General features: G+C 68.8%; 8 protein-coding genes and 2 CRISPR repeat arrays. All 8 genes read left to right on the forward strand.

Going from position 1 to position 12,589, the window contains the following annotated elements:
- Position 1: 1 nt before the first annotated feature.
- A CRISPR array of direct repeats spans positions 2–577; the repeat unit is 28 nt; unit sequence GAGCAACCCCCGCGGGTGCGGGGCCGAC.
- A 184-nt stretch (positions 578–761) separates the two neighbouring features.
- The 8 genes from cas3 (at position 762) to cas2e (ending at position 10,699) form a co-directional block, all read left to right on the forward strand.
- Complete coding sequence (gene cas3 / locus LX83_RS17450) at positions 762–3,923, forward strand: CRISPR-associated helicase Cas3' (protein WP_253772593.1); 3,162 nt, start codon at positions 762–764, stop codon at positions 3,921–3,923.
- 242 nt (positions 3,924–4,165) lie between these two features.
- Positions 4,166–5,872 (forward strand): type I-E CRISPR-associated protein Cse1/CasA, encoded by a 1,707-nt coding sequence (gene casA / locus LX83_RS17455; RefSeq protein WP_253772595.1) that lies wholly within the window; start codon positions 4,166–4,168, stop codon positions 5,870–5,872.
- Positions 5,873–5,878: 6 nt separating this feature from the next.
- Positions 5,879–6,469, forward strand: a complete 591-nt coding sequence (gene casB / locus LX83_RS17460) for a type I-E CRISPR-associated protein Cse2/CasB (protein ID WP_253772597.1) — start codon at positions 5,879–5,881, stop codon at positions 6,467–6,469.
- A 123-nt stretch (positions 6,470–6,592) separates the two neighbouring features.
- Entirely contained in the window at positions 6,593–7,735 is a 1,143-nt protein-coding gene (gene cas7e / locus LX83_RS17465; RefSeq protein WP_308203996.1) for a type I-E CRISPR-associated protein Cas7/Cse4/CasC, read from the forward strand.
- On the forward strand, positions 7,735–8,571 hold the full coding sequence (gene cas5e / locus LX83_RS17470; RefSeq protein WP_253772599.1) for a type I-E CRISPR-associated protein Cas5/CasD: 837 nt from the start codon (positions 7,735–7,737) through the stop codon (positions 8,569–8,571). The genes cas7e and cas5e overlap by 1 nt, the downstream gene beginning before the upstream one ends.
- A gap of 4 nt (positions 8,572–8,575) precedes the next feature.
- The gene (cas6e, locus tag LX83_RS17475; protein ID WP_253772601.1) at positions 8,576–9,388 is read left to right on the forward strand and encodes a type I-E CRISPR-associated protein Cas6/Cse3/CasE; all 813 of its coding nucleotides are present in this window, start codon (positions 8,576–8,578) and stop codon (positions 9,386–9,388) included.
- Positions 9,381–10,421, forward strand: coding sequence for a type I-E CRISPR-associated endonuclease Cas1e (gene cas1e, locus LX83_RS17480; protein WP_253772603.1), 1,041 nt, complete (start codon positions 9,381–9,383; stop codon positions 10,419–10,421). The genes cas6e and cas1e overlap by 8 nt, the downstream gene beginning before the upstream one ends.
- Positions 10,418–10,699: a type I-E CRISPR-associated endoribonuclease Cas2e gene (gene cas2e / locus LX83_RS17485; protein ID WP_253772606.1), complete on the forward strand. Its 282-nt coding sequence runs from the start codon at positions 10,418–10,420 to the stop codon at positions 10,697–10,699. Before cas1e ends, cas2e begins: the two co-directional genes overlap by 4 nt.
- 1,251 nt (positions 10,700–11,950) lie before the next feature.
- A CRISPR array of direct repeats spans positions 11,951–12,583; the repeat unit is 28 nt; unit sequence GAGCAACCCCCGCGGGTGCGGGGCCGAC.
- Positions 12,584–12,589 lie beyond the last annotated feature (6 nt).

Consider the following 12,589-nt stretch of genomic DNA (forward strand, 5'->3'; position numbering starts at 1 on the left):
GGAGCAACCCCCGCGGGTGCGGGGCCGACGGAGACCCGGCGTCACCTCCCGACCAGCAGACGGAGCAACCCCCGCGGGTGCGGGGCCGACGTGGCCCACACCTCCACCGGCAGGCGCACCAAGGAGCAACCCCCGCGGGTGCGGGGCCGACCACAGGACGTCGGCAACGAAGCTGAGGTCAGGGGAGCAACCCCCGCGGGTGCGGGGCTGACCCCGGGCGTGGTCCGAGTCCGACCATCTGCGCCGAGCAACCCCCGCGGGTGCGGGGCCGACCCGGTGCGCCCCCTGACCGAGTACGGCCACAGGAGCAACCCCCGCGGGTGCGGGGCCGACGACCTGATCCGCGAGGCCACCGTCAGCGTGACGGAGCAACCCCCGCGGGTGCGGGGCCGACGGCCTGACGTCGTCGGTCATGGATCCTCCCCTGGAGCAACCCCCGCGGGTGCGGGGCCGACGGGACCGGGTGGCGGTGGCTGGACACGCCCAGCGAGCAACCCCCGCGGGTGCGGGGCCGACTCGCGCTGAATACCAAAGCATGCGAATCAACAAGAGCAACCCCCGCGGGTGCGGGGCCGACACTTCCTGACCTGGCGCTTTATCTCACTTGGGTGCTCATTTTGTCCAGGAGCTTCGAGGATGACGTCTTGGGGTTGATGTGGTTCCTGGTTGCCTGTGGGTCGGGTGGAGCTGACTGAGCGGTTCCAGTAAGCCGTCTACGGGCTGCGATGTGCGGTTGGTTCGGCGGGCACGGGGAGATGGGCATGGGCGGCTTCCGTCCTGACGTGCCGGGCTGTCCGAAACTGTCAGGGTCGCTTTATACGCTCCTCGCGCTGAGTGCTGCCAAGACCAAGGGGGGTTGTGTGCAGTTCGAGGACGATCCGCGGATCGAGCGCTGGTTGGGTGTTGTGTGGGGGAAGTCGAAAGAGAAGGCCGGCGGTGTCACGAATCTGTTGATGTCGCACCTGGTGGACACCGCTGCGGTGGGTGAGGTGATCTGGGATCGCTATCTCGCCCCGGCAACACGGGATTTGCTCGATGAGGTCGCAGGCGGCCATGGGCGAGGCCGGAAGCTGTTCGCGTGGCTGTGTGGGATCCACGATTGCGGTAAGGCCACGCCTGCCCATCAGCGTCTCTGGCCTGAAGGCGCGCAAGCCGTCAGGGACGCGGGGCTGACCTGGAATGAGCCCACCGCCGCGCGAAGCCGCTGGCGGCACGACCGCGCGGGTGGCTACTTGCTGCGGCACGCGCTGCGGCAGGCCGGATGGCACCCCGACCAGGTGGCCTGGGTCTGGCCGTTGGTGGCGGGCCACCATGGCCTGTTTCCCTCTGAGGGGCAATTGCCGGAGCCACGCAAAGCCAAGGGACAACTGCGGGGCAACTGCGACTGGCAGCGGGTCCAGCAGGTGGTGATCGAGCTGCTCACTCGTGAACTCGGATTCCCTGACCTGAAAGCAGTGCAGCCGGCGGTGGTGCCGTCGCGGGCTGCGCAGCTGCACCTGAGTGGGCTGGTGGTGATGGCGGACTGGATCGCCAGCGATGAGAACCACTTCACGGGCGTCGACGATCTCTCGCGGGTGAGTATCGAGGCCTCACGCGGTCGTGCCGAGCGCGCGTGGGCCGAGTTGGGTCTGCGTGGTGGTTGGGGTGCCCGCTCCGAGCCTGGGCCAGGGGTGTTCGAGGAGCGCTTCCATGATCCAGCCCGTCAGTCGCAGAAGCTGGTCATCGAGGTTGTCCGGGCGATGACCGACCCCGGTTTGGTGGTGGTTGAGGCCCCGATGGGAGAGGGGAAGACCAAGGCGGCGTTGGTCGCCGCAGAGATCTTGGCCGCTCGGTTCGGCGCCGACGGCGTGTTCGTGGGTATGCCGACCCAAGCCACCAGCGACCCGATCTTCACCCAGGTGCGGACATGGCTTGAGGGGATTGACCCGGCGTTGCCCACGCAGGTGGCGCTGCTGCACGGCAAGCGCATGTTCAACGCCGAGTGGCGGCGGCTGCTGGAGTCCTCCCGAGACGGCTCCCAGGAGCGGTTTGGTGGAGTGGACGAGTTCGGGATGGCGGAAGACGACGACCTGTACGGCGTCACCCCGAACCGGGCGGTGGGGCAGGGGGAACGGCAGGTGCCGGCGGAGTGGTTCTTGGGAGCCAAACGAGGGCTGTTGTGCCCGTTCGTGGTCGGCACCATCGACCAGTTGTTGTTGGCGGCGACACGCACCAAGCACGTGATGCTGCGCATGTCCGGTCTGATGGGCAAGGTCGTGGTGCTGGACGAGGTTCATGCCGCCGACGTCTACATGTCCCGGTTCCTCACCGAAGGCTTGCGGTGGCTGGGACAGGCTCGGGTTCCGGTCGTGCTGCTGTCAGCGACCCTGCCGCCAGCACAGCGGCAGCAGCTCGTTGAGGCCTACCTGGCCGGCGCGGCCTCTCGGGAGGAGTTCACCCTCGACAAGCCCATCCGAGCAGCGGGCTACCCGTGTGTGACGACTGCCTGGATCGACCCGACCAGCCACACGCCGGTGATCACGTCCCGGGACACCACGCCCTGGCGAGCCGACCTGGATGTCGACGTGGAGGTGCTCGCCGAGCGCATCCCCGGCAAGAGGGCCAACCGCGACCAGCGGCGTCAGGCTCAAGAGGCTGCTGACCTTGCCGTGGCGCGACTGCTCAAGCGGCGCCTTCAGGACGGTGGATGCGCGCTGGTGATCCGCAACACCGTGGCTCGGGCCCAGTCGCTCTACGAGCTGCTGCGCCAGCCGGACTGGTTCGGGGAGGACGTCGCGCTGCTGCACGCCCGCCTCGCCACCCAGGAGCGAGCCGACCGCACCGAGCGCTGCCTGAACCTGCTCGGCCCTGCCGCCGGACACGCTGAGCCCGCCGAGACATCCGCACGTGGTAGCTCCGGATCCGAGACCTCCGCAGACGAGACGAAAATCCGACGTCCGCGGCGTTTTGTGCTGGTCGCCACCCAGTTGGCAGAACAATCGTTCGATGTGGACAGTGACTTGCTGGTCACCGATCTGACCACAATCGATCTGCTGCTGCAGCGGATCGGCAGACTGCACCGGCACGACGGCATCGACCGTCCCCCCGGCGTCGACAGGCCACGCGTGGTGGTCACGGGATTCGATCCTGGTGCGGGGGCGGTGCCGGACATCCTGTACGCCAGTGAGGGCATCTACGGCCGTTACCTGTTGCAGCGCTCGGCCGCTGAGGTCCTGCGCGCCGCTGCGGAGTCCACACTGGACGAAAGGAACCCCGACACCGAAGACTGTGCCCCGCACCCGGCTGATCACCAGGCCAGCGCGGGGGAACCGGGGCAGGGGTGGAAGGTTCCCAGTCAGGTGCCTGAGCTGGTGGCTCGGGTCTACGACCCGACCTGTCCGGTGGTGCCGGAGGACTGGCGGGGTGCCGAACAGGCGGCGTGGCAGGAGTGGGAACAACGCCAGCGCACGCGCGCGGAACAGGCTGACACCTACTTGCTGACGCGGTTGGGCGAGCACGAGAACCGGACGTTGGCGGGACTGCACTTCGCTGGCGCATCCGCCGGTGGGACCGAGAAAGCTGTGGAAGCCCTCGTTCGCGATGGTGAGCGCAGCGTCGAGGTGATCCTGGTGGTCCACGACGGGGACCGCTATCGCACGCTGGCTGGGCGGGCGTTGACGCACAACGGCGACGTCGCATCGGAACTGCTTGACGAAGTGCTCGGCGCGACAGTGCGCCTGCCGTCGAAATTCACTGACCTCGCCCTGGAACGCCTGACACCGCTGGCGGGGTGGTACGGGCATCCCTGGCTGCGGCACAGTCTCGCCCTCGTGCTGGACGAAGCTGGGCGTGCCACGGTCGACGGGCAACCCTTCTGCCTGCCCAACGGCACCACCCTGCGCTACGACAAGGAACTCGGCTTGGTGGAGGAGACGACCCCATGACCGATGAGAAATAACCGAGCTGGGTGTGAGGGGCGCCTGGGACTCTTCCCCGCAAGTGCGGGGCCAACACAAAACCCTTGCACCGTCACAAAACACAGCCAAGGGTCACCCCCTCAGCCCGCAACAACTCGTGCGTCGCGGGGCACCCCAACATACCCAACTGGTGACCAGGGGTGACAGGCTGATACTCTTCGTGTCCGCAAAACATAGCCAGTTTGGCCGGGGGGCACATGGTCAACTTAGTGGATGACCCGTGGCTGCTCGCCTATCCCCGCGACAGTGGGGAGGCGACCGAGCACTCGCTACGGGATCTCCTGCTCAACGCGCACGAGTTCGACGATCTCCTCGTGGACTTTCCCACGCAAAAGCCCGCGCTGTTCCGTCAGTTGCTGCTGCCGATCGTGCTCGCCGCGCTCGGCCGCCCCCGAGACACCAGTGAGTGGGCGGCACTCTTCGACCAGGGGAAGTTCGTCGATGACCAGCGCGCCGCGCTGGAACGCTACCTCGACAAGTATCGCCACCGCTTTGAACTGTTCGACGAGACCGACCCGTTCGGCCAGGTCGCGGGCTTGACCGCGGTCAGCGGGGAGACGAAGGGGACAGCGCTGCTGGTGGTGACGGCGGCTACCGGCAACAACGTGCCGCTGTTCTCGGCCAGGTCGGATGCCGACCCGCTGGAGTTGACTCCGCAACAGGCGGCTCGGTGGTTGCTCCACGCCCAGTGCTGGGACACCGCCGCCATCAAGACCGGCGCGGTGAACGACCCGAAAGTCAAGGCGGGAAAGACAACGGGCAACCCCACAGGGCCTCTCGGGCAGCTCGGGGTGGTCATGCCGATCGGTCGCACCCTCTACGACACGATACTGCTGAACCTGCCCAGCGGCCCATCACTGCGCTCCGATGACCGTCCACAATGGACGCGGAGGAACACCAACGGTCGCGTGGAGGAGACCGACTCGGTCGCGTTGCCGGCCTGGCAGACGAGGGCCGCGACCGGGTTGTTGGACCTGTGGACGTGGCAGTCCCGACGCATCCGGCTGCTGCCCGAGCAGACCGATGACGGTGTGCGGGTGTCACGGGTCATCATCGCGGCGGGAGACCGGCTGAGTCAGGTGCCCGACTTCGAGCCGCACACCACGTGGACACTGGAATCCACGGGGCGTGCGGGCGGCAAGTCGGGACGGGGCAAGCAGCGCCAGGTTCTGCCGCGCAGACCTCGCCGGCACCAGCCGGGCAAGGCTGTGTGGCGAGGTCTGGACGCACTGCTGGCGTTGAGCCGCGAAGGCCGTGAGGCCACCGCGAAGGCCCAGGGATTCGAGACCAGCATCCTGCTCGACGAGCTCAACGCGCGACGGGAGGAGATGCCCTCGGACTACCCGTTGCAGATCGAGGTGACCGGCGTGGTCTACGGCACCCAGTCCGCGGTTGTCGAGGACGTGATCGTCGACTCGATTCCCCTGCCACTGGCCGCGCTGGACCTGGATTCGTTGGCCAGGGCCACCATCCTGGAGGTCGTCTCCCAGGCCGAGGACCTGGCCCGCGCGCTGAACAACCTGTCGGCCGACCTGCGCCGTGCGTTGGGGGCCGAGCCGATGCCGTGGGACAAGGGGCAGCGGCCCGGTGATGTGGTCCTGCACGCCCTCGACGATCTGGTCCGGCGGCTGCTGGCCGGGCTGCGCACGGCCGGCGAGGACTTCGACCTGGTCGAACGTGGGCACCTGGCCTGGGAACGCAAGGCTCGCACGGTGGCCCAGCGGGTCGCTGACCGTTTGATGGCAGCTGTTCCCGGCAGTGCGTTCCTCGGCCGCACCATCACGGTCGACCGGCAACAACGCACCTATCGTCTCGCCACCGCTGAAGCTGGATTCCGTCGCCAGCTCGACCGCATCCTGCCGCGTGCCACCGCCGCGAGGGGTGAGCCGGGCGAGGACCCGACTACCGAAGCCTGAGGAACCATGACCGAGAAGACTCCACCGCGCTACTGGTCGCGGTGGATCGGCGATGCTGGGAAGTGGCGGCAGGATGGCCGCATCCCGCCGGGCGAGGACCTGGCGGCGCTGCGCACCGGGCTGAACCGCCCCGCGGGATCGGCGATCGCGCTGGTGCGCTTCTACACCTGCCCCATCGATGACTACCTCGCACGGCGTGGAAAGGTGTCCGACGAGCAGGTCGCCGAGCATGTGGCGCTGTCCTTGTTCGGGTTGCACCAGCAGGGCCACCGCTCTCCGATGCACAAGCCGGGCCTGAGCATCGGGCGAGCGTTGCGGCGCCTGCGGCAGAGCGGCAAGTTCGGTGAAGAAGCGCTCGACCGGCGTGTGACGGCGACCGTGAACACGACGAGTGTGTCCGCGTTCGCCTACCGGTTGCGTGGCCTGGTCGAACAGCTTCGGAGCCAGGCGATCCCGGTGGACTACGACCTGCTGCTGCGGGATGTGCACTACTGGCATCGAAGCGACGGTCGTCAACAGGTGCGCCGTTACTGGGGGCTGGCCTACTTCGACTGGAGTTCCACACCCAAGGAGAACGGTCAGGACGCCTCGCCCTGACCGGCGTCACCCGGCCCCGCGCGTTCCCCACCACATCGCGCGACGCTGTTGTGTCGCCGTGAATTCCTCTTGCTGTCTTTCTTCTGGCGGTTGCCGCCGCCACCTCAACCTTGGAGTTCTGTAGTGGCTTTCCGGCGTTACCTGGACGTTCACATCCTGCAGACCGTGCCTCCGGCCAACCTCAACCGTGATGACCAAGGAAACCCCAAGGAAGCGTATTTCGGTGGGGTGCGCCGTTCCCGGGTGTCTTCCCAGGCTTGGAAGCGGGCGACGCGGATGGCGTTCACCGACCACGGGCTGCCCGTTGCGGAGTCAGGGGTGCGGACCAAGAGGGTCATCGCCAAGCTGGCGGCACTGGTGACCGAGCGCAGCAGCGGGGTGGACGCGGAGACGGCGGGCAGGTTGGCCACCACCGTGCTGTCCACACTGGGCATCAAGGAGGGGAAGAAGACCGGCGACACGGCCTATCTGCTCTTCTACGGGCGGCGGCAACTGGCCGCGGTGGCCGACCTCATCGCACCGCGTGCCGCTGACCTGGCCGCGCTGGAGGACTCGGCGCTGAAGAGCGAGCTCGCCAAGCTGCCGATCGTTCAGACGTTGGGCACCGGTCACCCGGTGGACGTGGCGCTGTTCGGGCGGATGGTCGCCGACGTGCCCGCCCTCAACGTCGACGCCGCCACCCAGGTCGCCCACGCCTTGTCCACGCACGCCACCGAGTTGGAGTTCGACTACTTCACCGCGGTGGACGACGAGAATGAAGCCGAGGAGCTGGGCGCCGGCATGATCGGCGCGATCGGCTTCAACTCGGCCACCCTGTACCGCTACGCCTCCATCGGCCTGCACCAGCTCCTCGACAACCTCGCCGACGCGGAGGCCGCCCGCCGCGCCGTGGAGTTGTTCGTGCGCTCGTTCGTCCGGTCCATGCCCACCGGTTACGGCAACGCCTTCGCCCACCGCACCCTGCCCCACCTGGTGGCGATCAGCGTGCGGGCGGATCAACCGGTGAACCTGGTCTCGGCGTTCGAGAACCCCGTGCCGCCCGGCCAGGGCATCGCCGCCGCCTCCGCACGGCGCCTGGCACGCGAACAGCACACCGCCGTCAGCACGTGGGGCGACCGACCCCTCCACACGGGTCTCTGCCACAGCTTCCCCGACGACAACGAGACCGCCGCCGCACTGGTGGAGGCGTTCGGGCCGGCACGCAGCTTCGCTGACCTGCTCACCGACCTGAACACCTACCTCGCCGATCTCGGGGAGCACGCCTGATGTCCACCCCCGGGTCCAGTCCCTCGGATGGTGTCGGCGCCGAGCCCGCGGTCCTGCTGCTTCGACTGGCCGGGCCGCTGCAGTCCTGGGGTGACCGCAGTGCGTTCAACCGGCGCGACACCCGACCCGAACCCACCAAGTCCGGGATCGTCGGCCTGCTCGCGGCGGCCGACGGGCGAGCGCGGGGCGAGTCACTGACCGACCTGACCGCGCTCCGGCTCGGGGTTCGCGTCGACCGCCCTGGCCGGCTGCTCCGTGACTACCACACCGTCAGCGACTACCGAGGCCGCCCGCTTCCCCAGGCCGGAGTCACAGCCAAGGGGCTGCAGAAGCCGACCTCGCCGCCCAAGCTCACCCACGTGACGACCCGCTTCTACCTGGAGGACGCGGTGTTCGTGGCCGGCCTGGCCGGTCCCCGCGACCTTCTGGAACGCCTGGAAAAAGCGGTGCGCCGGCCGGCGTTCCCCCTGGCGTTGGGTCGCCGCAGCTGCGTTCCCACCCAGCCGCTGTGCCTGGGCTTGCGCGACGGGCCGCTGGAAGCCGCCCTGACAACCGAGCCCTGGCAGGCCCCCGAGCGGGTTCAGCGACGCCGTGACCAACCCCGGGTGGATCTGCGTCGGGTGGATCTGCGTGTGGTGTTGGACGACCCCGACACGGGTGAGGACCGGGTCTACGACGTGCCCACCAGCTTCGACCCCCGCGCCCGTGCCTTCACCTCCCGTCGCATCCGGCATGCCTGGCTGTCGGTACCCACCACGGTTCAGCACAACCGAGCCGCCACCGACCCGGGCGACGCTGATTCAGGCCACGATCCCTTCGCTCTCCTTGGCTGGTAAGCACATGCCCTACCTGTCTCGCATCAGGATCAACCCGCTGCGCGCGGCCAGCCGCACTCTGCTGGCCAACCCCCGCGCCCTGCACGCCGCCGTGCTGAACGCGATCCCCGACCACCCCACCGCCGAGCGCAGCCTCTGGCGTCTGGACGCCGACGACCCGCGACGGCCACACCTGCTCGTCCTCACCCAGTCCCGGCCGGACTGGAACCACCTCGTCGAGCAGGCCGGCTGGCCCGACGCCGACGGCGAGCACGCCGCGGTCGCCGACTACACGCCGCTGCTGACGCGGCTGCGCGCCGGCCACGAATTCGCCTTCCGGCTGACCGCCAACCCCGTGCAGAACACCCCCTCTCCGACCAAACCCACCGTCCTGCAGAAGACCCAGGGTGTTCCCAACCGGGCGCGGTCCTACCGCATCGGCCACCGCACCGCCGCCGCCCAGCTGCGGTGGTTTCTGGCTCGGACCCTCAAGTGGGGATTCGACGTGCCTGAGACCAGCACGGCAACCGCCCCGGTGATCGAGGACCGGCAGCAGCAGGCACCCCATCAGGCTGAGACCATCGATCAGGCAGACCAGGCGCCGCGGGAGGTGCGCATCATCGCGCGGGACCGCCGCAGCTTCAGCAAGGGCGACGGCAAACCGCCCGTGGTGCTGTACACCGCCACCTTCCAGGGCCGGCTCCGCGTGACCGACCCCCACCTGCTCGCCGAGCGACTGCTCAGTGGCATCGGACCGGGCAAGGCCTACGGGTGCGGACTGCTCACCCTCGCCCCGCTGGCGGGCACCACGGCGGGAAGCGGTGGTGCGCGTGGCTGACATCTGGTGGAAGGCCGACCCGCACGACCTGCACCGCCTGGTCGACCGGGTCTCCAGCGTCTACGTCGAACGCAGCCACGTCGACCGAGACGAGAACGCCGTCGTCGTCATCAACAAACGCGAAACCGTTCGCGTGCCCGCGGCGCTGGTCGCCGTCATGCTGCTGGGGCCGGGCACCCGCATCACCCACGGCGCGGTCAACCTGCTCGGTGACTCCGGCACCGCCGTGTGCTGGGTCGGTGAGCAGGGCGTCCGGTTCTATGCCTCCGGTCTGGGGCCCAGCCGCGGGGCCGGGCTGCTCAACCGGCAGGCGTGGCTGGTCAGCCGCCCGAAACACCGCCTCGGGGTCGCTCGTGCGATGTACGGCATGCGGTTTCCCGGCGAGGATGTCTCCGAGATGACCATGCGGCAACTGCGGGGTCGGGAAGGCACCCGGGTCCGCAAGCTGTACCAGGCGCACTCCCGGCGCACCGGTGTTCCCTGGAACGGCCGCGTCTATCGGCCCGGTGACCCCTTCGCCGCGGGCGACGACCTGAACCGGCTGCTCTCCGCGGCCAACGCCGCGCTGTACGGCATCTGCCACGCCGTCATCGTCGGCTTGGGCGCCAGCCCCGGACTCGGCTTCGTGCACACCGGCGCGGCCACCTCCTTCGTGATGGACATCGCCGATTTGTACAAGGCCGAGTACACGATCCCGCTCGCCTTCGACCTGGCCGCCCGGGGGTTGGTCCAGGAACGCGACGCACGCACCGCGTTGCGGGACCGCATCGCGGAGAACCGCCTGCTCGGCACCATCGTGCGTGACGTCAAGACGCTGCTGACGCCCGAGGGAATCGAGGCAGAGGACATCGACCAGGACCTGAACCAGTTGTGGGACGAGGAGACCGGAGCGGTTCCTGGTGGGGTCAACTGGTCCAGTGAGCCCCTGGACGACACGGTCATCTCCCTGATCGACCCGGGGATGGTCGAGCAGTACCTCGCGGTTGTCGGCCCGGAGTTCGACACTCCTGATGATGGAGCGGGGCGACCGTGACCAGCGTGATCGTGCTCATCGCCGCACCAGAAGGGCTTCGAGGGCATCTGACCCGGTGGATGGTGGAGGTCAACGCCGGGGTGTTCGTGGGCAATCCGAGTCGGCGTGTCCGTGACCGGCTGTGGGAGCTGCTGGCCAGTCGGATCGGTGATGGTCAGGCGGTGCTGGTCGAGCCGGCTCGCAACGAGCAGGGCTGGGCGGTCCGCACGGCGGGTCGAGATCGTTGGCATCCGGTCGACTTTGACGGACTGGTACTTTCCGCACGCCTTCGCCGATAAAGCCGCAGCTCAACAAGTGTCGGCCCCGCGCCTGCGGGGGTAGCTCGCCGTGCGGCGGCTCGACTTCTTGCCGGCGAGGGTCGGCCCCGCGCCTGCGGGGGTAGCTCCTCGTCGATCCTGGTCTCCATCGACCGGAACGAGTCGGCCCCGCGCCTGCGGGGGTAGCTCCGCGTCCAGCCCGGAGGTGGTCGGGATCAGGTGGTCGGCCCCGCGCCTGCGGGGGTAGCTCCTCGGCGTACTCCTGCTTGGGCGCGATCTTCCCGTCGGCCCCGCGCCTGCGGGGGTAGCTCCCCCCGACCGGCCAGGCGGGGTAGCCGTGGACCGTCGGCCCCGCGCCTGCGGGGGTAGCTCGACGGACGAGGGCCCTGGCGATGTCGGCACGGCGTCGGCCCCGCGCCTGCGGGGGTAGCTCTCGTTGTGATTCAAGACGCAGAGGCCGGACTGCGTCGGCCCCGCGCCTGTGGGGGTAGCTCGTCGAGGGCATCGAGCTGCGCGGCGGCCAGCGGCTGGTCGGCCCCGCGCACGCGGGGTGTGATCGACCTCCGGGCGGCAATGTCATCCCATGCGAACGAGAATGGGAGTCAACTGAGCGAGAAGTCGAACATACCCAATAGGTTGTTGCAGTAGATATTCAAGTGTCACAATTACTTCAGTGTAGAGTACAAATATTCAGAGCGAATGACTCCTTGCGGGGCGATGCTCCATTGATGATCTTTTGTCAAGTGTGGCTACGACAGCAGTGGACAGAAGTTCGGGTCGCTGAAGCGATGAGGTGGGCGAGTTCCTCGGCAGTGTTCGGGGGTAGGTGCCGGGGCTGTACCTGGGCAAGGAGTAACAACTTGGCCAGCAGCAGGTTATCTCCTTCGGGCTGCTCACGATGCCTGCCTGCGCGATCGCTACCACTGTCCAGCGCTGCACAGTCAACCGGCCGAAATGGGCACGACCCAAGCTGCGGCGCCAGCCGCTCTGCCGCTCACTCCGGATGTCAACGCGCATGATCCAGCGCCGCTACCAGCTGTTCCAATGCAACCGCCACTCCAAGCGCGCTGTCTTGTGTTCTCCATGCGCACTGGTTGAGTGGCCAGACAGGCCTTCAGGAGGTCCACGCCAAACACCGGTGGGGCAGGTCAGTGTCCCGAGGGCCCGACTCTTTGGGTCGACGAGCACATCGAGGAAGTTCGTCTCGCTGGCGAGAGCAACCCCCGAGTGCGGGACTGCCCCCAGTTCACGCGGCCGTAGGGCAGCACGCGCGAGCAATCCCCGCGGGTGCGGGGCCGACCCCGCCGGGATGGTCGAGGCGAGGGCGGTGGCAATCCCCGCGGGTGCGGGGCCGACCTGGTCCTCTCGTCAGGGATGGGTGGGTGTGGGGAGCAACCCCCGCGGGTGCGGGGCCGACTACCGGCCAGACGGCGGCGTGGGCGGTGACATCGAGCAACCCCCGCGGGTGCGGGGCCGACGTGGTGCCTGCCGCAGGAGCACGGGTGTGCAGCGAGCAACCCCCGCGGGTGCGGGGCCGACCAGCGGGAGCGCGGGGACAACGTGCTGATGGAGGAGCAACCCCCGCTGGTGCGGGGCCGACGCCCGATTCGGTGGGCAGCGTGCGGGAGAACTGGAGCAACCCCCGCGGGTGCGGGGCCGACATCGTCTCAACCCGGCTGATCCGCAGGATGTCGGAGCAACCCCCGCGGGTGCGGGGCCGACTCCAGGATGCCCACCGGGGTCCGGTCGTCGGGGGAGCAACCCCCGCGGCTGCGGGGCCGACCAGCGGCCGAGCCGCGAGGAGAGCCGTGGGGCCGAGCAACCCCCGCGGGTGCGGGGCCGACGTCCGGCACCACGCTGAAGTAGCGGCTGCTGGAGAGCAACCCCCGCGGGTGCGGGGCCGACGGGTGA

This window comes from Goodfellowiella coeruleoviolacea (assembly GCF_024171785.1).
Classification (GTDB): domain Bacteria; phylum Actinomycetota; class Actinomycetes; order Mycobacteriales; family Pseudonocardiaceae; genus Goodfellowiella; species Goodfellowiella coeruleoviolacea.

Bases quoted from the DNA above. Each gene is read 5' to 3' on its own strand.
- cas5e (WP_253772599.1), top strand. From the start codon at position 7,735: ATGTCCACCCCCGGGTCCAGTCCCTCGGATGGTGTCGGCGCCGAGCCC.
- cas3 (WP_253772593.1), top strand. From the start codon at position 762: ATGGGCGGCTTCCGTCCTGACGTGCCGGGCTGTCCGAAACTGTCAGGG.
- casB (WP_253772597.1), top strand. From the start codon at position 5,879: ATGACCGAGAAGACTCCACCGCGCTACTGGTCGCGGTGGATCGGCGAT.
- cas6e (WP_253772601.1), top strand. From the start codon at position 8,576: ATGCCCTACCTGTCTCGCATCAGGATCAACCCGCTGCGCGCGGCCAGC.